The organism is Streptomyces argenteolus (assembly GCF_042902585.1).
GTDB classification, from domain to species: Bacteria; Actinomycetota; Actinomycetes; order Streptomycetales; family Streptomycetaceae; genus Streptomyces; species Streptomyces argenteolus.
In genome coordinates this window covers 147,936-169,516 of the sequence record NZ_JBIBEG010000006.1, presented here as the reverse complement: position 1 = coordinate 169,516, position 21,581 = coordinate 147,936, and the positions used below count along the sequence as shown (strand labels likewise).

General features: G+C 72.1%; 19 protein-coding genes and 1 tRNA gene. 8 read left to right on the top strand and 12 right to left on the bottom strand.

The genetic code is table 11. The features are described 5' to 3' along the window. Positions 1-16: 16 nt before the first annotated feature. Positions 17-805 (bottom strand): ferritin-like domain-containing protein, encoded by a 789-nt coding sequence (locus tag ACFY8O_RS22040; protein ID WP_387904864.1) that lies wholly within the window; start codon positions 803-805, stop codon positions 17-19. A 237-nt stretch (positions 806-1,042) separates the two neighbouring features. Beyond that, positions 1,043-2,095: an LLM class F420-dependent oxidoreductase gene (locus tag ACFY8O_RS22035; protein WP_145806592.1), complete on the bottom strand. Its 1,053-nt coding sequence runs from the start codon at positions 2,093-2,095 to the stop codon at positions 1,043-1,045. A gap of 144 nt (positions 2,096-2,239) precedes the next feature. Between ACFY8O_RS22035 and ACFY8O_RS22030 the strand changes: the two genes are divergently transcribed. Together ACFY8O_RS22030 and ACFY8O_RS22025 are read left to right on the top strand one after the other, a co-directional pair. Next, positions 2,240-3,223: an aldo/keto reductase gene (locus ACFY8O_RS22030; RefSeq protein ID WP_145806594.1), complete on the top strand. Its 984-nt coding sequence runs from the start codon at positions 2,240-2,242 to the stop codon at positions 3,221-3,223. Continuing rightward, positions 3,220-5,520, top strand: a complete 2,301-nt coding sequence (locus ACFY8O_RS22025; RefSeq protein ID WP_387904859.1) for a helix-hairpin-helix domain-containing protein — start codon at positions 3,220-3,222, stop codon at positions 5,518-5,520. Before ACFY8O_RS22030 ends, ACFY8O_RS22025 begins: the two co-directional genes overlap by 4 nt. A 235-nt stretch (positions 5,521-5,755) precedes the next feature. Here the strand turns inward: ACFY8O_RS22025 and ACFY8O_RS22020 are convergent, their stop codons facing one another. After that, complete coding sequence (locus ACFY8O_RS22020) at positions 5,756-6,427, bottom strand: hypothetical protein (RefSeq protein ID WP_387904857.1); 672 nt, start codon at positions 6,425-6,427, stop codon at positions 5,756-5,758. 47 nt (positions 6,428-6,474) lie between these two features. Between ACFY8O_RS22020 and ACFY8O_RS22015 the strand changes: the two genes are divergently transcribed. Next, positions 6,475-6,663 carry a DUF5703 family protein gene (locus ACFY8O_RS22015; protein ID WP_145806600.1) on the top strand — a complete coding sequence of 63 codons (189 nt, stop codon included), beginning with the start codon at positions 6,475-6,477 and terminating at the stop codon, positions 6,661-6,663. Positions 6,664-6,720: 57 nt separating this feature from the next. On the opposite strand, the gene ACFY8O_RS22010 is transcribed toward ACFY8O_RS22015, so the two are convergent. The 3 genes from ACFY8O_RS22010 to ACFY8O_RS22000 form a co-directional block, all read right to left on the bottom strand. Then, positions 6,721-7,467: a chaplin gene (locus tag ACFY8O_RS22010; protein WP_387904855.1), complete on the bottom strand. Its 747-nt coding sequence runs from the start codon at positions 7,465-7,467 to the stop codon at positions 6,721-6,723. Positions 7,468-7,606: 139 nt separating this feature from the next. Further along, positions 7,607-7,840, bottom strand: coding sequence for a chaplin ChpH (gene chpH / locus ACFY8O_RS22005; RefSeq protein WP_014157166.1), 234 nt, complete (start codon positions 7,838-7,840; stop codon positions 7,607-7,609). Between the two features lie 149 nt (positions 7,841-7,989). After that, positions 7,990-9,324 carry a M20/M25/M40 family metallo-hydrolase gene (locus tag ACFY8O_RS22000; protein WP_145806603.1) on the bottom strand — a complete coding sequence of 445 codons (1,335 nt, stop codon included), beginning with the start codon at positions 9,322-9,324 and terminating at the stop codon, positions 7,990-7,992. A gap of 182 nt (positions 9,325-9,506) precedes the next feature. Here ACFY8O_RS22000 and ACFY8O_RS21995 point away from each other — a divergent pair. Then, a tRNA-Leu gene (locus ACFY8O_RS21995) sits at positions 9,507-9,594 on the top strand. Positions 9,595-9,761: 167 nt separating this feature from the next. Here the strand turns inward: ACFY8O_RS21995 and ACFY8O_RS21990 are convergent. From ACFY8O_RS21990 to ACFY8O_RS21980, 3 genes are all read right to left on the bottom strand, one after another. Beyond that, positions 9,762-12,314 carry an alpha-L-arabinofuranosidase C-terminal domain-containing protein gene (locus ACFY8O_RS21990; protein WP_387904850.1) on the bottom strand — a complete coding sequence of 851 codons (2,553 nt, stop codon included), beginning with the start codon at positions 12,312-12,314 and terminating at the stop codon, positions 9,762-9,764. 116 nt (positions 12,315-12,430) lie between these two features. Then, a complete protein-coding gene (locus tag ACFY8O_RS21985; RefSeq protein ID WP_387904848.1) occupies positions 12,431-13,384 on the bottom strand; it encodes a glycoside hydrolase family 43 protein in 954 nt (317 codons plus the stop codon). Then, the gene (locus tag ACFY8O_RS21980) at positions 13,381-14,451 is read right to left on the bottom strand and encodes a rhamnogalacturonan acetylesterase (protein WP_387904846.1); all 1,071 of its coding nucleotides are present in this window, start codon (positions 14,449-14,451) and stop codon (positions 13,381-13,383) included. Before ACFY8O_RS21980 ends, ACFY8O_RS21985 begins: the two co-directional genes overlap by 4 nt. Before the next feature lie 203 nt (positions 14,452-14,654). Here ACFY8O_RS21980 and ACFY8O_RS21975 point away from each other — a divergent pair, with 203 nt between their 5' ends. Next, on the top strand, positions 14,655-15,908 hold the full coding sequence (locus ACFY8O_RS21975) for an immunoglobulin-like domain-containing protein (RefSeq protein ID WP_387904843.1): 1,254 nt from the start codon (positions 14,655-14,657) through the stop codon (positions 15,906-15,908). A gap of 95 nt (positions 15,909-16,003) precedes the next feature. Then, on the top strand, positions 16,004-16,945 hold the full coding sequence (locus tag ACFY8O_RS21970; protein WP_387904842.1) for a pseudouridine synthase: 942 nt from the start codon (positions 16,004-16,006) through the stop codon (positions 16,943-16,945). 78 nt (positions 16,946-17,023) lie between these two features. On the opposite strand, the gene ACFY8O_RS21965 is transcribed toward ACFY8O_RS21970, so the two are convergent. The 3 genes from ACFY8O_RS21965 to ACFY8O_RS21955 form a co-directional block, all read right to left on the bottom strand. After that, a complete protein-coding gene (locus tag ACFY8O_RS21965) occupies positions 17,024-17,653 on the bottom strand; it encodes an MBL fold metallo-hydrolase (RefSeq protein ID WP_145806614.1) in 630 nt (209 codons plus the stop codon). Further along, positions 17,653-18,738 (bottom strand): S-(hydroxymethyl)mycothiol dehydrogenase, encoded by a 1,086-nt coding sequence (locus ACFY8O_RS21960; protein WP_387904838.1) that lies wholly within the window; start codon positions 18,736-18,738, stop codon positions 17,653-17,655. The genes ACFY8O_RS21965 and ACFY8O_RS21960 overlap by 1 nt, the downstream gene beginning before the upstream one ends. Before the next feature lie 75 nt (positions 18,739-18,813). Then, positions 18,814-19,515, bottom strand: coding sequence for a FadR/GntR family transcriptional regulator (locus tag ACFY8O_RS21955; protein ID WP_145806618.1), 702 nt, complete (start codon positions 19,513-19,515; stop codon positions 18,814-18,816). 144 nt (positions 19,516-19,659) lie between these two features. Between ACFY8O_RS21955 and ACFY8O_RS21950 the strand changes: the two genes are divergently transcribed. Next, a complete protein-coding gene (locus tag ACFY8O_RS21950) occupies positions 19,660-20,169 on the top strand; it encodes a gluconokinase (RefSeq protein WP_387904835.1) in 510 nt (169 codons plus the stop codon). Between the two features lie 11 nt (positions 20,170-20,180). Then, entirely contained in the window at positions 20,181-21,578 is a 1,398-nt protein-coding gene (locus tag ACFY8O_RS21945; protein ID WP_145806622.1) for a GntP family permease, read from the top strand. The last annotated feature ends 3 nt before the right edge of the window (positions 21,579-21,581 follow it).

The following is a 21,581-nucleotide window of genomic DNA, read 5'->3' as shown; positions in this document are numbered from 1 at the left end:
ACCGCCCGCCCCTGTCTCAGGCGTACTCGGTCTCGGGGACGGCCGGGCCGCCGAGCGCGTCGCGGAGCACGGGCTGTTCGAGGCTCACCATGCGCCGCCAGCCCACGAGCCGCTCGTAGGCGTACATGGCGTGGATACCCGCCGCGAGGACGGCCGCCTTGGCGCGGGGCCAGCGCAGCAGGCGGCCCATGTGGCTCATCACGGCGAGGCTCACGTCCCTGTAGACCCGGATCTCGGCGTGGGCGCACTCGCGCAGCACGGCCTGGATCGTCCTGCCGTGCCCGGCGCGGGCGAAGCGCAGGAGCTCCTCGTGGCAGTAGGCGAGGTGGTTGTCCTCGTCCCGCGAGATCATCCGCACGGCGCGGCCGAGGGTGGGGTGGTCGGCGAAGTGCCTGAGCAGGAGCCGCATCTGCTCGGACGCCCGCTGTTCGGTGACCCGGCTGTGGGCGAGGTAGACGATGATGTCCCGCTCGGTGAGCGGCTCCTCGCGGCTGAGCCGGTCGTGCGCGAGGCCGATGCCCTGGCGCTCCAGCAGGAGGGTGTAGTCGGTCTCGTACGGCACCGCGACGGGTTCCAGTCCGCGCTGCTTCAGCAGGGCGTTGAAGATCCGGCCGTGCTTGTCCTCGTCGGCACCGTGCCGGGCGACCTTGGGGGCCAGTTCGCGCAGGCCCGCGGGGACGAGAGCGGAGATGCGCCCGTTCTCCCAGCCGCCCTGCGACTCCCCGCCGGCGGCGATCGAGCAGAACAGCCGGAACGACGCGTCGTCGTCGAGGATCTCCTGGAACAGGCTTTTTGCCGAGAGCATCACTGCCGCCTTTCGCGCCGGTGTCCGCAGAGGAACAGTCAAAATCCGTACGCGTGGGTAGGCAACACGAGCGGGACCGGGCAGGTCCGAACGGGCGCCTCGTGACGCCCGGACCTGCCCCGGGCTGCCCGGGAGGGGGACGGGGCGTAACCGGGAGCGGCGCGGCGCGTTGTTCCGTACGACGGCCGTGGCGGGGAGGACCCCCGAGCCCCCACCACGGCCGTAGTGCTGCCGGGGTCAGGCGGCGAGGCCGGAGCGCTCCAGGGCGTCGGTGCCGGCGCGCAGGGCCGCGATCCGCTCGTCGAGCGTGAAGCCGGCCGGGGCGAGGGTGAGGGTCGTGACGCCCGCGGCGGCGTAGGCCTGCATCCGGTCGGCGATGCGCTCGACCGGGCCGAGCAGCGTGGTCCGGTCGATGAGCTCGTGCGGCACGGCCGCCGCGGCGCCGGCCTTGTCCCCGGAGAGGTACGCGTCCTGGATCTCGGCGGCTTCCTTCTCGTATCCCATGCGCTGGGCGAGCTGGTTGTAGAAGTTCTGCTTGCGGCTGCCCATGCCGCCGACGTAGAGGGCGGTGTACGGGCGGAACATGTCGGCGAGCCCGTTGACGTCGTCGCCGACGGCCAGCGGGAGGGTGGGGCAGACGTCGAAGCCCTCCATGGTCTTCCCCGCCTTCTCGCGCCCGGCCCGCAGGTGCTTCACCGCGGTCTCCTCGATGTGCTCCGCCGACGGGAAGATCAGCAGGGCGCCGTCGGCGATCTCGCCGGTCTGCTCGAGGTTCTTCGGGCCGATGGCCGCGATGTAGAGCGGGATGTGCTCGCGCTGCGGGTGGACGGTCAGCTTGATGGGCTTGCCGGGACCGTCGGGCAGCGGCAGGGTCCAGTGCTCGCCCTCGTAGGTGAGCCGCTCGCGGGACATCGCCTTGCGCACGATCTCGACGTACTCACGGGTGCGGGCCAGCGGCTTGTCGAACGTGACGCCGTACCAGCCCTCCGAGACCTGCGGTCCCGAGACGCCGAGGCCGAGGCGGAACCGGCCTCCGGACAGCGAGTCGAGGGTGGCAGCGGTCATGGCCGTCATCGCGGGCTGACGCGCCGGGATCTGCATGATGGCGGAGCCGACGTCGATGGACTCGGTCTGTGCCGCGACCCAGGCCAGCACCGTCGGTACGTCGGAGCCGTAGGCCTCGGCCGCCCAGCAGACGTCGTAGCCGAGCCGGTCGGCCTCCTGGGCGACGGCGAGGTTGTCGCCGTCCATGCCCGCACCCCAGTAACCGAGATTGATGCCGAGCCGCATACCCACGCTCCCTCTACTGATCAGTAACGTACCTGTGTCCCGGACTCTAGCGCGGGGTGCCGGAATCCGGCAGGCTCGCCCGGGGGCGGGCCGTTGTCCACAGGCTTCCACCCGGTGGGGCCTTGGCCAGTAATCTCAGCGCCCATGGAGCAGAGGCATCTCGGCCGTACCGGTCTTCGTGTGTCCCGGATCGGGCTGGGCACTCTCACGTGGGGCCGGGACACCGACGAACACGACGCCGCCGACCAGCTCAAGGCCTTCTGGGACGCCGGCGGCACTCTCGTCGACACCGCGGACGTGTACGGCGGCGGTGAGGCCGAGCGCCTGCTGGGGCGGCTTCTGGACACCCTGGTGCCGCGGCAGGACCTCGTCATCGCGACCAAGGCGGGCAGCGTGCCCGACCCCTACCGCCGCTTCGACGGATCGCGCGGGCACCTGCTCGCCGCGCTCGACGCCTCCCTCCGGCGGCTCGGCACGGATCACGTGGATCTGTGGCAGATCCACGCGTTCGATCCCGTGACACCGCTGGAGGAGACCCTGCACGCGCTGGACCTGGCGGTCTCGTCGGGACGCGTCCGCTACGGCGGGGTCTCCCAGTTCAGTGGCTGGCAGCTGGCCAAGGCGGCCACCTGGCAGCTCGCCGCGCCCGGGCAGCGCACCCGGCTCGCGTGCACCCAGATGGAGTACTCGCTGCTCCAGCGGGGCGTCGAGCGGGAGGTGCTCCCGGCGGCGCTGGACCTCGGGGTGGGGCTGCTGCCGTCGTCGCCGCTCGGCCGGGGAGTGCTGACCGGGAAGTACCGCACGGGCACCCCGTCGGGCTCGCGCGGCGCCTCGGAACACCTGGCTCCGTTCGTCGAGCCGTATCTCGACGAACAGGCGAGGAGCATCGTGGACGCCGTGGCCACGGCTGCCGACGGCCTCGCCACGACACCCCTCCAGGTGGCCCTCGCCTGGGTGCGGGACCGGCCGGGCGTGGTGGCTCCGGTGGTCGGCGCGCGCAACGCGCAGCAGCTGACCGAGGCGTTGTCAGTGGAGGCGCTTAGTCTTCCTGACGAGATCTGCCAGGCGCTCGACGACGTGTCGGCGCCCGTGCACCGCTATCCCGACCAGGACTGGAGCACGCTGTGACTGCGCATCCCCGGGGAGAGGCCCCGGACCCCGCGGCCGAGAACGACGAGGACCGCGAGGAGACCGGCGCCCCGGCCGCCCGGACGCCCGGCGCGGCGCCCGAGCCCGCCGGGGAGGACGACGCCGGCACCGCGCAGGACACGGACGAGACCGGCCTGAGCGCGGCGGAGACCGGCGCGGACGACACCCAGGACACGGACGGCACGCGGGAAACGGTCACGGAGACCGACGGCGCCCAGGAGGCGACGGAGGCGTCCGCCGCGGCCGGGCTCTCGGAGGCCGAGGCGGAGCTGGCCGCGCAGCGGGAGCTGCGTCGGCGGATCGAGCAGCGCAAGGCCGAGAAGGAAGGGCCCATCGAGGCGGGGGCCAAGCTGAGCGGTCCGGCGGCCGATCTGCTCGCGGCCGTGCGGGCCGTGGAGAGCGGCGAGAAGCCGGGCACGGCCTTCTTCGACTCCCCCTCCCCCGCTCCCCGCCGGGCACCCGAGGCCGCGCCCACGCCTCACCGGCCCTCTCCCGCACCTCGCCCGGGCGCCGCACGCGCGGCGTCCCCCGAGGCCGCGGCCTCCGTCGCGGCGGTGCTCAAAGAGGGCGGGGCGCCGGAGACCCTGGCGGCCCCGGCTGCCGTGACGCTGGGCGAGCAGGCGGCGGACATCCTCCGCCAGGACCCCTGGCAGCTGCTGTCCGTGCCCGGCGTGTGGCCGGAGCAGGCGGACGGCTTCGCACGCGCGCTGCTCGGCCCGGAGTGCGGCCCCGGCGACGGCAGACGTACGTCGGCGCTCGTGGCCTGGCTGCTGGAGCGGGCCGCACTGCGCGGGCACACCGCGCTCGACGCGGACGAGGTCCGCGCGGGGCTGACCGAGTTCGCGGTGGCCGACCCGGAGGCGGCGGTGGAGAACGCCGTCGCCGAGGGGGTCGTGCTGGTCTTCCAGGACGGCGTGGACGCCACCGGTGCGCAGGAGCCGGACGGGACGGAGGAGCCCCACGAGGGCGCCGAGGGCAGGGCGGAGAGCGAGCAGGCGCCGGTGCGGGTCCTGCTCGGCCTCGACCGCTACGCGCTGGCCGAGGAGAGCCTCGCCGACGGCCTGGGCCGGCTGGTCAACTCCTGCGAGAAGGGCGCCGACTGGACCGAGGCGGCGGCCTCGGCCCCCTCCGCCTCGGCGGGTGAGCTGATCCGGACGGCCGCCACGGCGGGCCTCGTCGTGCACAGCGGTGGCGAGAGCGCCCGCGCCGAACCCGCCGCGCTGATCGCCGCCGCGCGGGCTCTCGGTCTGCGGGCTCTCGGCACCACGCACAGTGTCGACGGGCGGCGCCGGCTGGCCGCCGCCGTCGGTGACCCGCGCTGCGCGGTCACCCTGTCCGCCCTGCTCTCCGGGGAGGACGGCCCCGGCCGGGACGCGGACGGCGCCTTCGCCCTCGATCTGCTGGTCGTGCTGGACGCCCCCCAGCTCGACGTGGAGACGGCCGCGATGCTGGTGGAGTCCCTCGCCGACGGGACGCGGCTGGTGCTGAGCGGTGATCCGGGGGTCCTGGGGTCCGCCGGTGCGGGCCGGGTGTTCGCGGACGTGATCGCCGCGCGCGCCTGCCCTCAGGTTCTCTCGCGTACGCCCGATCCCGGACCGATCGGCGAGCTGGTCTCCGGCATCGGCATCGGCGAGCTGGCGCAGGTCGAGGCGCCGGGCAAGGAGGTGGTGATCGTGCCCGTCCGTGACGCGGGCGAGGCCGTGCACCGCACCGTGCAGCTGGTCGCGGACTCCGTGCCGCGCGCCATCGGGGTGCCCTCCGCCGACACCCAGGTCATCACCGTCGGGCACGGGGGTTCCGCGGGCACCAGGGCGCTGAACACGGCGCTGAAGCAGCGGCTCAATCCGGGGCCGGGGAGGTTCGGCGGCTTCGATCCGGGCGACCGCGTGGTGCACGTCCCCGCTCCCGGCAGGGCGGTGCCCGGCTCGGTGGTCTCGGCCGACGCGGAGGGCCTGCACCTGGACTGCGAGGGCACCCCCGTGGTCGTGCCGGCGGACCGGGTGGAGAGCTCCGTGCGCCACAGCTGGGCGCTCAGTGCGCACCAGGCGGCCGGGATGCGGTGGCCGGCCGCCGTCGTCGTCCTGCCGGGCGACGCCGCGCAGGGGCTCAGCAGGCCCTGGGTGTACACCGCGTTCAGCCGCGGGGAGCGTCATCTGTCCGTGGTGCACGGGGTCGACCAGGCCCTGCCCCGGGCGGTGACCGAGATCCCCGCCCAGGAGCGTACGACCCGGTTGCGCCCTCTGCTGGAGGCACTGCCGACGCCGGACGCCTCGTAGCCCTCGGGGCCCCGGCGGCGTGGCCGGGATTCCGCCGGCCACGCCGCCGGGGGACCCCGCAGAGGCCGCCTGAGGCCGTCAGACGACCTCGCGGTGCCGGGAACCGCCCGTAGGCCCCGGAGACCGTGGGGACCGCCCGCAGCCACGCTGGGCCGCCGGGGGCACCTCGCAGCGCCGCGGAGCGCCCCGGGGCCCGTCAGGGCACCTCGCAGCGCTGCGAGATGCCCCGGGGCCGTCAGGACCGGTGCGCGACGCTCCCGCGCCCGTCCGTGTCCTCCTCGTCGTGCTCGTCCTCCTCGTCGAAGACCGCGCTGACGTCGAAGCGGCAGACCACCAGCGCGGGGTCGGCGTCGTCGAAGGGCGCGCCCAGCCACTCCCCCGGCTCGGGGAGCTCGTCCGCGGCGGAGACCCACAGGGTGGAGTCCCCTTCCTCCAGGCCGAACTCCTTGTGCCGGGAGGCGATCTCGTCCGCCTCGTACTCGCCGAACAGCACCCCCAGGGCGGCATGCACCCCGGCTCCGGCGACAGCCACCGAGGCGCTGTCGTGGGCGTCGGGGTCGAGGTCGGCGAGCCTCTGGGCCTGGGCGATCAGCCGGGCGGGCTCCGCCACCGCGTAGTCGCGCCTGATCAGCACGCTGAGGGCGTGCGGCTCCTCCGGGCCCGCGTACGGCGGCAGGGAGTCCTCGGCCCCCGGGATCTCGAAGGGGGTGACCTCGTCGTAGCGGTCGTAGAGCAGTTCGTCGTACACCTCGGCCGCGGCGGCCAGGGCGTTGAACGCGTCGTAGACGGCGGGGTCGTCGTCCCCGGTGCGGCGCTCGACGGCCTCGAGGTGGCGGTCGAGGGCGGCTTTCACCGCATCGGCGGCGGCGCGTACCTCGGCAGCGGTGGGCTGCGCAGCATCAGACATGGGACAGACGCTATCCGTACCGGGGGTCTGCCCGCACAATAGATGCGATGCCGGAATACGAATTCATCGACGTGTACGTGCCGCGCGGGGTGTCCCGCCAGGAGGCGGCCCGACTGCTGACCGACCATGCCGAGTACGGGCACTGGGAGTTGGACCGGCTGACGCTGCGCCTCGACGGCAGCCGCCGGGTGCGGCTGCGCCGCCGGATCATCCGTCAGCTCCGGGCCACCTGGTAGCACGGAGCGGGTTCCGCGTGCGCGGAACCCGCTCCGTCACCCGGGGTCGCGCTGCCGTTACGCGGCGCTGCGCGACCGCCGGTAGAGGACCGCGCCCGCACCGGCGAGCAGCATGCCCGCGCTCGCCGGGATCAGCAGGTCGAGCCCGCCCGCACCGGTGTGCGCGAGCTGCGGCCCGGCCACGAGCTGGGTCTCGGGAGCGTGGGGGGTGCCCGGAGTGACCGGCGTCCGCGGGGTGTGCGGAGTCTGCGGTACGACCGGGGGCGGGGCCGTCTCCGTGCCGTTCTCGCAGTCGTTGCCGAAGACCGGGTTGAGCAGTCCGCCGACGGTGATGCTGTTGCCGCAGAGGTTCACGGGGATCTCCACCGGCGCCTGCACCTGGTTGCCGGAGAGGATGCCGGGCGAACCGGTCGTCTCCGCCTGTGCGGAGGTGCTGGAGGCCCGGTGCCTGCCGGTCCCCTCGCCGCCCTCGCGGGCGTCCTGGTGCCCGGACGCGTGGCTGCCGGAACCGTGACCGGATCCGGAGCCGCCGTCAGGGGCGGCCGCGTGAGCGGGCTCCGAGGACCCGTTTCCGCACTCGTTTCCGCTCGTGGGATTGAGCAGACCGCCGACGTCCGCGGAGTTTCCGCACACGTTGACGGGGACGTCGACCGGGACCTGGATCGAGTTCCCCGAGAGCACTCCCGGTGAATTCGACGCACCGCCGGACGCTCCCGCGTCGGCGTGCGCGTAGCCGCCACCGAGCGCGAGCACGCCGCCCGCGGCTGCCATGGTGATCAGGCCTTTGCGTGTGACCTGTCGCATAGGTTGCTTTCCTGCCTTCTGCCTACCGAAGTGCCCCCGGCACATCCGTGCGGGGGGCCGAATGCCCAGCGGCCCCGGAGTGCATGGCGCGCACTCCGAGGCCGACCGGACTCAAACCCTCACGGGTTGACGCGCATCGTCACGCGTTGACGCAGGTGTTGCCGAAGGCGGGGTTCAGCAGCCCGATCACGGAGATGGTGTTACCGCACACGTTCACCGGAACGTGGACCGGCACCTGGACGACGTTGCCCGAGAGCACGCCGGGGCTGCCGATGGCGGCACCCTGGGCACCGGCGTCGGCGGAAGCCATACCCGCACCCGCGAGCACGAGACCACCGGTAGCAGCCGCGATTGCGACGACCTTCTTGATCATTATTCCTCCTGATTGACAAGTGCGGTCCCAGCCGCGGACCGCATCACGTGTAACGAGGAGGGGGTGAGGGGGCTACGAGCGGGCGACCCCTTTCACCCTTTCCGGTGAGGCACGCACAAGCGGGCGAATGCGATCACCCCCGGGCCGGGTCAGGAGTGGTCGATGAACCGGTCGAGCACCCGGGCGCCGAACTTCAGCCCGTCCACCGGAACCCGCTCGTCCACCCCGTGGAACATGCCCGCGAAGTCGAGCTCGGGCGGCAGCTTCAGCGGGGCGAAGCCGAAGCAGCGGATGCCGAGGTCGTCGAAGGACTTCGCGTCGGTGCCGCCGGAGAGCATGTAGGGCACCGCGCGGGCGATCGGGTCCTCGGCCTTGAGGGCGAGCTGCATCGCATCGACGAGGGAACCGTCGAAGCTGGTCTCCAGGGCCTTGTCGCCGTGCACGTCCTCGCGCCGCACCTTCGGGCCGAGGATCCGGTCGAGGTCCGCCAGGAACTCGTCCTCGAAGCCCGGCAGGAAGCGGCCGTCGACGTGCGCCGTGGCCTGCCCCGGGATGACGTTGACCTTGTACCCGGCGCCGAGCATGGTGGGCGCCGCCGAGTTGCGCAGGGTCGCGCCGATCATCTTGGCGATCCCGCCGAGCTTGGCGAGTGTCGCCTCCATGTCCTCCGGGTCCAGCGGGGTGCCGAGCGCGTCGGACAGCTCGTCGAGGAAGGACCGCACGGTCTTGGTCACCCTGACCGGCCACTCGTGGCGGCCGAGGCGGCCGACGGCCTCGCACAGCTCGGTGATCGCGTTGTCGGTGTTGGTCATCGACCCGTGGCCGGCGGTGCCGTCCACGGTGAGCCGCATCCAGTGCATGCCCTTCTCCGCGGTCTCCACGAGGTAGAGGCGGAGGTTCTCGTTCACGGTGAAGGAGAAGCCGCCGACCTCGCCGATCGCCTCGGTGACGCCGTCGAAGAGGTGCCGGTGGTTGTCCACGAGATGGCGCGCCCCGTACGTGCCGCCCGCCTCCTCGTCGGCGAGGAAGGCCAGCACGATGTCGCGCGGGGGCTTGCGGCCGGAACGCATGCGGTCGCGTACGACCGCGAGGGTCATGGCGTCCATGTCCTTCATGTCGACCGCTCCCCGGCCCCACACACAGCCGTCCGCGATCTCGCCGGAGAAGGGGTCGTGCGTCCAGTCCGCCGCGTTGGCGGGGACGACGTCGGTGTGCCCGTGGATGAGCAGCGCGGGCTTGGAGGGGTCCTCGCCCTCGATCCGGGCCACGGTGGAGGCCCGCCCCTTGTGGGACTCGATGATCTGGGGCTCCAGTCCGACCTCGGCGAGCTTCTCCGCGATGTACTCGGCGGCGGCCCGCTCGCCCGGCCCCGAGTGGTCGCCGTAGTTGCTCGTGTCGATACGGATGAGGTCACGACAGAGGTCCACGACCTCGTTCTCGGCGGTGGTGCCGATGCCGGCCGGGGCCGGGTTGGTCTCGCTCACGCTGCTTCCTTCCACTGTCGCGGTCGTACTCCCCCTCATCCTCCCGCGCCCGCCCCGCGCGCCCAAGGCCGCCCGGCCCTCGTCATGCGCCTTTCACATGGCCGGGCGCGTGATCGAGCACCCCCGAATGTTTGCTATGGTTTTCCACGTCGGAACGGGCAAGGCCCCGGAAGACACACCCGGTCCGGGTGGCGGAATGGCAGACGCGCTAGCTTGAGGTGCTAGTGCCCTTTATCGGGCGTGGGGGTTCAAGTCCCCCCTCGGACACCAGCGAAAACCCCAGTTCATCTGGGGTTTTTCTGTTTTCCCCGGCCGTCGGCCGCAGCCGTACGCGTGCCCCCGCGCACGGCCGGGCGGCCGGCCCCTTCGCGGAGACTCCGGACAGCGCGGGATCCCGTCAGGGAGTCCCCGGGCCCCCGGGGGACTCCCTGACGCACTCAGCCCTTGACGCGCAGGAAGGTCACGGAGTGCGCCGGGAACGTGTGGGTGAACACGGGCCCGTCGACGCGGAGGGTGGATCTCCTCGGGGCCACCGCCCGGTCGTCGGCGGTGTTCGCGGCGTCCGGGGCCGCCTGGAGCGTGGTCAGCCGGGCGGTCCGCGAGCCGGGCCGCACACCGAGATCGATCCGGGTCCTGGCGTCCGCCGCCTGGGCGTTCACGACCTTGACGACGAGGTCGCCCGTGGCGTCGTCCCGGGTGACGACCTGCCGGAAGGGTTCGGCCGGCTTGTCGTCGCTGAAGCCGCCCCACCGCTTCCCGTCGAGGAACAGGGTGACCTGCCGTCCCCGCACCTGTACGTGGACGTCGTAGGCACGTCCGGTCTCGATCGTGGTGGTGTCCTCGATCATCGTCTGCTTGGCCCCGTCCACCGTCTTCTCCACGGCGGAGCGGGTGTTGGCCCAGCCCCCGAGGTTCCACCAGTAGGTGTTCCCGGTGTCCTTGACGCCGAAGGCGACGAGGAAGCCCTCCTTGCCTGACGTCTTGGTCGCCCTGACCCGCAGGTCGTAGTTCTGCCAGCCGGTGTCCCCCGCCGTGACCAGGGTGTTCTCGGCGTTCTCGTCGGACTGGACGTACGCCCCGTCCTCGACGGCCCAGGTGCCACGGCCCGCGGCCTTCGTCCAGCGGGTGTCACCGCCGGAGAAGTCGTCGCGGAACAGCGCCGTGCCGTCCGCCGCGGTGACCTCGACGTCGTCGTACGCCGCGCCGGTCGCCCAGGTCGAGAGCCCGACGGCGCCGGTGATCGGGGCGGTGGTGGCGGGTGTGGTCGAGGCGGTGCTCGGGACGACACGGTCCCCGACGTTGTTCATGAAGAGCTTCTGCACCTCGTAGTTCGCCGACCCCCACGACGTCTCGTTGTCGAACCAGATCATGTCCGGCCGCCACTGCGCGTCGTTCGTGTCGGCGAGGAGCGGGGCGTACGAGGCGAGCCGCACGATGTCGGCGTTGCGTTCCAGCCCCGTCATGTACGCCGCTTCGGCCAGGGCGTTGGAGAAACGGTTGTCGAGGGAGGCGTATTCGCCCAGGAACACCTTCGGGCCCTGGCGGTCGTAGGCGTCGTACCGCCCGTTGTTCTCCAGGAACCACTGCGGGCTGTTGTAGTAGTGCTCGTCGACCATGGCGACGCCCGCTTCGCGGTTGAGCTGCCAGGCGCGGTCGAAGGTGGCGCCGCTGTCGTCGGGGCCCGAGTTGCTGATGAGGGTGATGCCGGGGTGTTCGGCCTCGACGGCCTCGCGGAACTCGGTGAAGCGGGCGAAGAACTCGTCGGGCAGGTTCTCCTCGTTGCCGACCTCCAGGTGGGTGAGGCCGAAGGGCGCGGGGTGGCCCATGGCGGCGCGCTTCGCGCCCCAGGTGGAGTCCACCGGCCCGTTGGCGAACTCGATCAGGTCGAGGGTGTCCTGGATGTGCCGGCGCAGCAGGGCCGGGTCGTCGGTCGCCTTGTTCTGGCCGCAGCCGGTGACGAGGGCGGGGACCACCGGCAGGGCCATCGCCCCGATGTCCTCGGCGAACTGGAAGTACTCGTAGTAGCCGAGGCCGTACGTCTGGTTGTAGCCCCAGAAGTTGGCGTTGACCGGACGCTGTTCGACCGGGCCGATGGTCTCCTTCCACTGGTACGAGCGCTTCCGTTCCCAGCCGGGTGCCTCGTACGCCTGGTGGCTGCCGGTGTTGACCAGGCAGCCGCCGGGGAAGCGCAGGAAGCCCGGTCGCAGGGCGGCAGTCTTCTCCGCGAGGTCCTTGCGCAGTCCGTTGGCCCGGCCCTTGTAGGTGTCGCGGGGGAAGAGCGACACCATGTCGAGCCGTACGGTGCCGCTGCCGCCCGCGGTGACGGTCAGGCGGCCGTCCGCCGCCGAGGCGCGGGCGGTGAGCGTCCCGGTGTACTTCTTCCAGCGGTCGCCGCGGGCGGTGATCCGCAGGGGTGTGGCGAGCGAGGTGCCGTCCGCCGTGGTGGCTCCGACGGTCAGGGCCGTGCCGGTGTCCCGGTCGGTGCGGGCCCAGACGGAGAAGTCGTAGCGTGCGCCCTTGCGCAGGGTCAGGCCCTGGTTGTAGCCCGAGTTGGTGACTCCGAAGCCGGCTCCACCCTCCCCCGCCCCGTCGAGGGAGAGCCGCAGGTAGCGCCGGTTGCGTTCGCCGAGGCGCCCGCCGTCGTCGACGGTCTCGGCGCGTCCCGTGCCGCCGGCCACCGCGGTCTCGGTCCAGGCGGTCATGGGTGAGTACGCGGGGTTGTCGGCGCGGTCGTACTCGAAGGACCGGTTCTGGACGAGTTCGGCGTAGAGGCCGCCGTCGGCCGCGTGGTTGATGTCCTCGTAGAAGACGCCGTACATCGAGTCGCTGATGGCGGGGCCCGTGCGGTCCGGGTGGACGGTGAGGGTGTAGTCGGTCGGCTCCGCCTCCGGCGCGCCGGCGTCGGCGCGGGTGGGCGCTGCGACCAGCGCCCCGAGCAGGAGGGCGACGACCGGGACCGTGAGTCTCGGCCACAGGTGCGGGTGCGGCATGAACGCTCCAGGGATCATTGTTCGAGATATCGGACGTTGCCCAGAACTTCGAACGCAAGATAGGCAGGGTCGCGTCAGGCGTCAACGCCGTCGCCGGTACCGGCCGGAAAGCCCCCTCAGGTGCGCACGGGGGTCCCGAAGTCCGGAGTGCCGTCCGCGCGCCAGCCGAACGGCTGCACACGGGTGTGACGGTTGGGGTCGCGCAGCGGGTCGCCTTCGATCCTTTCGTACGGCCGCGCGTGGTAGACCAGCACGTCGGTGCGGCCGTCCTCGGCGACGGTGAAGGAGTTGTGGCCCGGGCCGTACTGACCGGCCTCCGCGCAGCCGGCGAAGACGGGTTCCGGAGACTTGACCCAGGACGCGGGGTCCATCAGATCGCTCGTGTCGTCGGCGGTAAGCAGGCCCATGCAGTAGTTCGCGTCGGTGGCGCTCGCGGAGTACGTCATGAAGACGCGGCCGTTGCGCCGGAGGACGGCGGGTCCCTCGTTGACCGCGAAGCCGACCCGTTCCCAGGCGTACTCGGGTGCGCTGAGGCGGACCTGAGGACCGGTCAGGGTCCAGGGGTCGGCCATCCGCGAGAGGAAGATCGCGGTGCCGGAGTCCGTGCCGGGCTCGTGCTGGGCCCAGGCGAGGTAGCGGTCCCCCCGGTGGGTGAAGGTGTGCGCGTCGAGCGAGAAGGTGTCCCAGGCCGTGACGATCCGGCCCTTCTCGATCCAGGCACCCCGGTGGGGGTCGGGGTGGGTGCTCTCCAGCACCCACATCCGTATCCTCCACACGTCGTCGGCGGGTGCCGCGGCGAAGTGGATGTACCAGGCGCCGTCGGCGCGGTGGAGCTCCGGCGCCCAGATGTGCGCCCCCATGTCGCCCGAGGCGTGCCGGGTCCAGACGACCGACTCCTCCGCCGAGGCCAGTCCGGCCAGGGTGCGGGAGGAGCGCAGGACGATCCGGTCGTAGGAGGGGACACTCGCCGTGAAGTGGTAACGGCCGTCCGCGTGGCGGGTGATGTGCGGATCGGCGCGCTGTTCGGCCAGCGGATTGCGGAAGGGCGGCGGCGCGGACAGCGGGCTCACCGGACCGCCCGGGGCGCCAGCAGGCCGAGGGTGCGGAGTTCGGCCAGGACGAGGCCCGCGTACTCCGTGGCGCCCCGCACGGAGGTGTGGGTGTTGTCGCGCTTCTCGTCGTAGAGGTACAGGGCCTTGGAACCCTCGGGGCCGAGCTCCTCGACCCGGGCCCTGGTCAGGGCCGTGAGGTCGACGAGGGGGGTGTTGTGCTCGGCGGCGAGGGTGCGCATCTCGGCCGGCAGGTCCACGCCCAGTCCGTTGACCAGCAGGGCGGTGCCGTTGTCGAGCGTGCCGTCGGCGTTGAACCAGCGGCGGACGATCGGGGTGACGAGCACGGGCCTGCCTCCTTCGGCACGCACCTCCTCGATCATCGCGGTGAGGTTGGCCCGGTAGGTCTCGCGGTCGGTCTGCTTGTCGTTGTGGGCGAGCTGGACGAGGACGAGATCTCCGTGGTGGATGCGGGAGCGCAGCGCGGGGAAGAGCGCGGGGTTGTCCCGGAAGGACTGCGAACCCTCGCCGGCGTCGGCGTAGTTGGCGACCGAGACCCGGTCGGTGAGGTACTGCGGGAGCCGCTGGCCCCAACCCGTGTACGGTTCGGCCGCCTGGTCGCAGACGGTGGAGTCGCCCGCCAGCAGGATCTGGGGCATGCGGACGCGTTCGACGCGCACCGAGGCGAGCTGAGGGGCGGCGCCGCCGAAGGTGAGGTCGAGACCGGGGGTGCCGATGGCCCCGGTGGGCTCGCCCTCCGGGTCGCGGACGTCCACGGTGAAGCTGCGCCGGACGGTCTCCCCCGGGGCGTTGGGTGTCTCGGCGAGCATGGCACGGCGGGTCTCCGCGGTGACGGAGGTGGAGCCCGCGACGGCCCCGCCGCCCAGCAGGACCCGGACCCGGTAGGTGCCGGGGGTGACGTCGAAGTGGCAGACGACGGGCGCGGTGCCGGTGCAGTGACCGAGGCCGTCCTCCCCGCCGGGGACACCGCCCTGCGCCCGGGCGGGCGGGGCGGCGAGGGTGGACAGGGCGGTAACGGCGGCAACGGCGGCACAGGTGACCAGCAGTGCGGGACCGGCTCGGCGCATGTCGGGCTCCTCTGAAGAACGGCACGGCGACGTGGACGTTGAATGGATTCAACGCAGCGGAACCCTAGCGGTCCCCGCAAGCGCTTTCTACGGTACGGACGAGTTCGTCCGGACCCCTTGACGCCCTCGGTCCGGCCCCTTAGCGTCAGTCCGATTTCACGGACGCCGCCCGATATACCGAACACCGTTCTGCCGGGAGAGCCATGCCTCCACATCCCGCCGGTGACGTCCGGGCCACGGCCCGGGCCGCGGCCGAGCTCACCCTGCACGGGCTCGACGACGTACGCGGAGATCTGACGCTGCCCGGCACCGGAGCCCACGGCACCACCGTCACCTGGGCGTCCTCCGGTCCCGGCGTCGTCGATCCGGCCGGAACCGTGCACCGCCCCGCGCGCGGGGAGGGCTCCGCGCGTGTCCGGCTCACCGCGACCGTGACCCGGGGCGGTGCGACCGCGACCCGTGTCTTCACCGCCTCGGTGCGCGAGCTGCCGGAGAGGCAGCCGTACGCCGCGTACCTCATGGCCTACTTCACCGGAGAGAACACGGCGGACGGCGAGCAGATCCGGATGGCGCTCAGCCGGGGGGACGACCCGCTGCACTGGCAGGAGCTCAACGGGGGCCGCCCGGTGCTCACCTCCCGGCTCGGCACCGGAGGGCTCCGCGATCCGTTCCTCGTCCGCTCCCCCGAGGGTGACACCTTCCACCTGATCGCCACCGACCTGCGGATGCACGGGCGCGAGGGCTGCTGGGACGAGGCCCAGCGCACCGGCAGCAGGTCGGTGATGGTGTGGGATTCGCACGACCTGGTGCACTGGGGCGAGCAGCGCATGGTCGAGGTGGCGCCCCTGGGCGCGGGCAACGCCTGGGCTCCCGAGGCGTGTCACGACGAGGCGCTCGGCGCGTACGTGGTCTTCTGGGCCTCGAAGATCTATCCGGAGGAGGACCCGGAGCACACCGGCAGCACCCACAACAGGATGCTGTACGCGACCACCCGTGACTTCCGGACCTTCGGTGAGCCCGCCGTGTGGCACGATCCGGGCTATTCGGTGATCGACTCGACGGTGATCCGCCACGACGGCCGGTTCTACCGCTTCACCAAGGACGAGCGCAGCCCCTCGTCCGACACCCCCGGCTCGAAGTTCATCACCGCCGAGACGTCACCCGAGCTGATCTCGGCGCCGTACACCTTCCTCGCCGACGGCATCGGAAGGGGTGTGATCGCGCGTGGGGAGGGTCCCGCGGTCTTCGCGTCCGGCACCACGCGGAAGTGGTACCTGTTCATCGACGAGTTCGGCGGCCGGGGGTACGTCCCCTTCGAGAGCACCGATCTCGATTCGGGGCGGTGGACCGTGTGCACCGGCCACACGCTCCCGCCCGGCGCCCGGCACGGCACGGTACTGCCGGTCACGCGGCAGGAGTACGAGCGGCTGCTGGCGGCGTACGCGCCGGTGGGATGATGGAGGGCCGGTGCCCGCACCGGCCGGCCCCGGCCCGACCGGGCGCCCCCGGCCCCTTCCGTGCCGGGCTCCTGCTGCGACAAGGACCGATGGCCATGCGAGGACGGGCGAAGCCCCCGGCCGCCCCGCTTCCCCAGCGCGCGGGCGTCGACCCGGTGCGGGTGCGGCTCCCGGCGGACCCGGCGGCCACGTGGCCCACGGTCCGCGATCATCTGCTGGCCCGGTTCGCCGGCGCGATCGGCGCCGAGCGGGTGGACGCCATGCTCGCGGAGGGCAGATTCGTCGGCGCCGACGGCGCCTCGGTGAGGGCGGAGGAGGGGTACACGGCCGGGCGTCACCTCTTCTTCCACCGGGACTTCGCCGCCGAGGATCCGGTCCCCTTCCCCGTGGGGGTCGTGCATCGCGACGAACGCCTGGTCGTCGCGGACAAGCCGCACTTCCTCGCCACCACGCCCCGCGGGCGTCACATCACCGAGACGCTCGTGGCCCGGCTCAGGGACCGTCTGGATCTGCCGGAGCTCCAGCCCGCGCACCGGCTGGACCGGCTGACGGCGGGCCTGGTGCTCTGCGTCGTACGGGCCGAGGACCGCGGCGCGTACCAGACGCTGTTCCGGGACCGGCTGGTGCGCAAGGAGTACGAGGCGGTGGCGCCGTACGATCCCGGGCTCGCGTTCCCCCGCACCGTGCGCAGCCGGATCGTGAAGGAGCGCGGGGTGATCGCCGCGCGGGAGGAGCCGGGGGCGGTGAACGCCGAGAGCCGGATCGAACTGCTGGAGCACCGGGGCGGGCTGGGCCGCTACCGGCTGCTGCCCGCGACCGGCCGCACCCATCAGCTGCGGGTGCACATGAACGCGCTGGGGCTGCCGCTGGCCGGCGATCCGGTCTATCCGGTGGTGGAGCCCGATCCGGAGCACGAGGACTACGGACGTCCGCTGCAACTGCTGGCCCGGGTGCTGGAGTTCACCGACCCGTTCACGGGCGGGCCGCGGCGCTTCGAGAGCGCGCTGCGGCTCGCCGCGTGGCCGGGCGAGGCCTGAGACCCCCGCCGGCCCGGGCCCGTCCCCCGCAGGGTGGTACGGGGCCCGGGCCCTCGGGCGGCGGGGCGGGGCCGGACCTCAGTGGCCCCTGGCGATCCAGTCGTCCAGCTGCGGGGCCTCGGCGCCGATCGTCGTGGAGTCCCCGTGCCCGGTGGCGACCGTGGTCTCCGGCGGGAGGGTGAGCAGCCGGTCCCTGATCGAGTCGATGATCGTCGGGAAGTGGGAGAAGGACCGTCCGGTGGCGCCCGGCCCGCCCTGGAACAGGGTGTCCCCGGTGAAGACGGTGCCCAGCTCGGGCGCGTACAGGCACACGGCGCCGGGCGCGTGCCCAGGGGTGTGCAGCACGGTCAGCCTGACGCCGGCGACCTCCAGCTCCTGCCCGTCGGCCAGTTCGGCGTCGGGGGCCCGGTGCGGATGGGTCTGCTCCCAGAGCGGCAGGTCGTCGGGGTGCAGCAGGATCGGCGCGTTCGCCGCGTCCGCGAGGGCGGGCGCCGCGTCGATGTGGTCGTTGTGCGCGTGGGTGCAGATGACGGCACGCAGCGTGCGCCCGCCGAGTGCGGCCTCGATCGCGGCGGCGTCGTGTGCGGCGTCGATGACGACGGCCTCGGTGTCGTCGCCGACGATCCAGACGTTGTTGTCGACGTCCCACTCGCCGCCGTCGAGGGCGAAGGTGCCGGAGGTGACCAGATGCTCGATGCGCGCGCCCATCAGAGGACCACCACCGAGCGAAGGACGTCACCGTCGTGCATCCGGGCGAACGCCTGCTCGATCTCACCGAGCTGGATGGTCTCCGTGACGAAGGCACCGAGGTCCAGGCGGCCCTGCTGGTGCAGGTCGATCAGCATCGGGAAGTCGCGCGAGGGCAGGCAGTCGCCGTACCAGGAGGACTTGAGCGAGCCGCCGCGGCCGAACACGTCGAGCAGCGGGAGTTCGAGCTGCATCTCGGGGGTGGGCACCCCGACGAGGACGACGGTGCCGGCGAGGTCGCGGGCGTAGAAGGCCTGCTTGTACGTCTCGGGGCGGCCGACCGCCTCGATGACGACGTCGGCGCCGTTGCCGTCGGTGAGGGCGCGGATGGCCTCGACGGGGTCGCCGGAGCGCGAGTTGACGGTGTGGGTGGCGCCCATCTTCTTCGCCGTCTCCAGCTTGCGGTCGTCGATGTCGACCGCGATGATCTTCGCCGCTCCCGCGAGCCGTGCTCCGGCGATCGCCGCGTCGCCGACACCGCCGCAGCCGATCACGGCGACGGAGTCGCCGCGGCCGACCTGGCCGGTGTTGATCGCGGCGCCGATGCCCGCCATGACGCCGCAGCCGAGCAGTCCGGCGACGGCCGGGGAGACATCGGGGTCGACCTTGGTGCACTGGCCGGCGGCCACCAGGGTCTTCTCGGCGAACGCGCCGATGCCGAGCGCCGGGGAGAGCTCCGTGCCGTCGAGCAGGGTCATCTTCTGCTTGGCGTTGTGGGTGTCGAAGCAGTACCAGGGGCGGCCCCGCAGACAGGCGCGGCACTGACCGCACACCGCACGCCAGTTGAGGACCACGAAGTCACCCGGCGCGACGTCGGTGACGCCCTCGCCGACGGACTCCACGACCCCCGCGGCCTCGTGGCCGAGCAGGAACGGGAACTCGTCGTTGATGCCGCCCTGCTTGTAGTGCAGATCGGTGTGGCACACACCGCATGCCTGGATCTTGACCACGGCCTCACCGGGGCCGGGGTCGGGCACGAGGATCGTCTCCACGCGGACCGGCTCGTTCTTCCCCGGTGCGATGACCCCTTGTACCTGCTGCGCCATGCCGTGGTCTCCCATTCCGACTGCCCCGTCGTGCCAAAGATCGAACCCGCCCACCGTACCCGGGCGGGCCCGCGCTCACGGGGCCAGTACGTCCAGTTCGTGCAGCGCGCCGACGGCGATCTCCTTGGTCAGCCGCTCCGCCCCCTCGGCATCCCCCTCCCGCACCGCCTCGGCGAGCCGGACGTGGAGGGTGACGGCGGCGGGGTCGGGATCCTCGAACATCACCTGGTGGTGCGTACGCCCGGCGAGGACCTCGGCGACCACGTCGCCGAGGCGCGCGAACATCTCGTTGCCCGAGGCGTTGAGCACGATGCGGTGGAAGGCGATGTCGTGCCGGAGGTAGCCCTCCAGCTGCTGGCCGCGCGAGGTGGCGACCATGCCCAGCGCGCATTCCGTGAGGGCGGCGCACTGCTCGGCGGTGGCGTTGCGGGCGGCGAGACCCGCGGCGACGGGCTCCACCGCCGACCGCAGCACCGTGAGCGAGCGCAGCTGCCGTGGCCGGTCGGCTCCGGCGAGGCGCCAGCGGATGACCTGGGGGTCGTAGACGTTCCACTCCTCGGTGGGCCGCACGGTCACCCCGACCCGCCGGCGGGACTCGACCAGGTGCATGGACTCCAGGACGCGGATGACCTCACGTACGACGGTGCGCGACACGTCGAAGCGCTGCGCGAGCTCGTCGGTGCGCAGGACCCGGCCGGGCGGACAGTCCCCCGCGGCGATCTCCAGACCCAGGGCGTCCAGCACATGCGTATGGAGCCCCTGGGCAGGTGTGGTCATGGCCACAAGCCTACGGGCAGGGCCACGGCAGCAAAAAGTACGACGTTTATGTCACAGCCTCTTGAATAAGTCGTATGTAATGGGTTTCAGTAGCGCGACGGACCGATGTCGCGGACCGATGTCGATGAAGACAGCGAGGCAGCAATGAGCACCCCCCACGTCGTCGTGGTGATGGGCGTAGCAGGGACCGGCAAGACCACGATCGGCCCCCTGCTCGCCGACGCCCTGGGCGTCCCCTACGCCGAGGGCGACGACTTCCACCCGCCGGCCAACATCGCCAAGATGTCCGCCGGCACTCCGCTGGACGACGACGACCGCTGGCCGTGGCTGGAGGCGATCGGGCAGTGGGCACACGGCCGGAAGGGGCTCGGCGGCGTCGTCAGCAGCTCCGCGCTCAAGCGCGCCTACCGCGACCGGCTGCGCGCCGAGGCCCCTGGTGCCGTCTTCCTGCATCTGACCGGCGACCGGTCCCTCATCGAACGCCGCATGGCGGACCGCAAGGGCCACTTCATGCCGACCGCGCTGCTCGACTCCCAGTTCGCCACCCTGCAGCCCTTGCAGGAGGACGAGGCGGGCATCGCCGTCGACGTGTCCGGCACCCCTGAGGAAATCACCGAACGGGCCGTCGCCGCGCTGCGCCGGCTCGCGACCTAAGGATCACCACCGTGACCAGTCTCAGCGTCGAGATGCTGGCAGCGGACGCCGTCGAACCCATCACTTCGGCCGGCAACGCGCAGCTGGGCATCGCCGTCCTGGCGGGCATCGCCCTCATCGTCCTGCTCATCACCAAGTTCAAGATGCACGCGTTCCTCGCGTTGACCATCGGCTCGCTCGCCCTCGGCTCGTTCGCCGGCGCCAACCCGGCGAAGACCATCACCAGCTTCACCACGGGTCTCGGTTCGACCGTCGCGAGTGTCGGTGTCCTCATCGCCCTCGGCGCGATCCTGGGCAAGCTGCTCGCCGACTCCGGCGGCGCGGACCAGATCGTCGACACCATCCTCGCGAAGGCGAGTGGGCGGGCGATGCCGTGGGCGATGGTCCTCATCGCCTCGATCATCGGGCTTCCGCTGTTCTTCGAGGTCGGAATCGTCCTGATGATTCCGGTCGTGCTGCTCGTCGCCAAGCGGGGCAACTACTCGCTGATGCGTATCGGCATCCCCGCGCTCGCCGGCCTCTCCGTGATGCACGGGCTGATCCCGCCGCACCCCGGCCCGCTGGTGGCGATCGACGCCCTCGACGCCAACCTCGGTGTCACGCTGGCCCTCGGCGTCCTGGTCGCCATCCCCACGGTGATCATCGCGGGCCCCGTCTTCTCCCGCTACGCCGCCCGCTGGGTGGACATCGAGGCGCCGGAGAAGATGATTCCGCAGCGCCCGTCGGAGGAGCTGGACCGCCGTCCGAACTTCGGCGCGACCCTGGCGACGATCCTGCTGCCCGTCGTGCTGATGCTGGTCAAGGCGCTCGTCGACATCGTGGTGGACGACCCGGAGAACCAGGTCCAGCGCGTCACCGACGTCGTCGGCTCGCCGCTGATCGCGCTGCTCGCCGCCGTGATCGTGGGCATGTTCACCCTGGGCCGGGCGGCCGGATTCTCCAAGGGCCGTCTCTCCAGCACCGTCGAGAAGTCGCTCGCCCCGATCGCGGGCATCCTGCTGATCGTGGGTGCGGGTGGCGGCTTCAAGCAGACCCTCATCGACGCCGGTGTCGGCCAGATGATCCTGGACTTCTCCGAGAACTGGTCGATCCCCGCCCTGCTGCTCGGCTGGCTGATCGCCGTGGCGATACGCCTGGCGACCGGCTCGGCGACGGTGGCCACCATCTCGGCGGCCGGCCTGGTCGCCCCGCTGGCCGCCGACATGTCGACGTCGCACGCCGCGCTGCTCGTCCTCGCGGTCGGCGCGGGCTCGCTCTTCTTCAGCCACGTCAACGACGCGGGTTTCTGGCTGGTGAAGGAGTACTTCGGCATGGACGTGCCGCAGACGATCAAGACCTGGTCGGTGATGGAGACGATCATCTCCGTCTTCGCGCTGATCTTCATCCTGCTGCTGTCGCTGGTCCTGTAACGG

Coding starts and splice junctions, on each gene's coding strand:
- ACFY8O_RS21990 (WP_387904850.1), bottom strand. CDS start 12,314: ATGCCGCACCCGCACCTGTGGCCGAGACTCACGGTCCCGGTCGTCGCC.
- ACFY8O_RS22030 (WP_145806594.1), top strand. CDS start 2,240: ATGGAGCAGAGGCATCTCGGCCGTACCGGTCTTCGTGTGTCCCGGATC.
- ACFY8O_RS21970 (WP_387904842.1), top strand. CDS start 16,004: ATGCGAGGACGGGCGAAGCCCCCGGCCGCCCCGCTTCCCCAGCGCGCG.
- ACFY8O_RS21980 (WP_387904846.1), bottom strand. CDS start 14,451: ATGCGCCGAGCCGGTCCCGCACTGCTGGTCACCTGTGCCGCCGTTGCC.
- ACFY8O_RS22015 (WP_145806600.1), top strand. CDS start 6,475: ATGCCGGAATACGAATTCATCGACGTGTACGTGCCGCGCGGGGTGTCC.
- chpH (WP_014157166.1), bottom strand. CDS start 7,840: ATGATCAAGAAGGTCGTCGCAATCGCGGCTGCTACCGGTGGTCTCGTG.
- ACFY8O_RS21975 (WP_387904843.1), top strand. CDS start 14,655: ATGCCTCCACATCCCGCCGGTGACGTCCGGGCCACGGCCCGGGCCGCG.
- ACFY8O_RS21965 (WP_145806614.1), bottom strand. CDS start 17,653: ATGGGCGCGCGCATCGAGCATCTGGTCACCTCCGGCACCTTCGCCCTC.
- ACFY8O_RS21955 (WP_145806618.1), bottom strand. CDS start 19,515: ATGACCACACCTGCCCAGGGGCTCCATACGCATGTGCTGGACGCCCTG.
- ACFY8O_RS22035 (WP_145806592.1), bottom strand. CDS start 2,095: ATGCGGCTCGGCATCAATCTCGGTTACTGGGGTGCGGGCATGGACGGC.
- ACFY8O_RS21950 (WP_387904835.1), top strand. CDS start 19,660: ATGAGCACCCCCCACGTCGTCGTGGTGATGGGCGTAGCAGGGACCGGC.
- ACFY8O_RS22020 (WP_387904857.1), bottom strand. CDS start 6,427: ATGTCTGATGCTGCGCAGCCCACCGCTGCCGAGGTACGCGCCGCCGCC.
- ACFY8O_RS22010 (WP_387904855.1), bottom strand. CDS start 7,467: ATGCGACAGGTCACACGCAAAGGCCTGATCACCATGGCAGCCGCGGGC.
- ACFY8O_RS22040 (WP_387904864.1), bottom strand. CDS start 805: ATGCTCTCGGCAAAAAGCCTGTTCCAGGAGATCCTCGACGACGACGCG.
- ACFY8O_RS21960 (WP_387904838.1), bottom strand. CDS start 18,738: ATGGCGCAGCAGGTACAAGGGGTCATCGCACCGGGGAAGAACGAGCCG.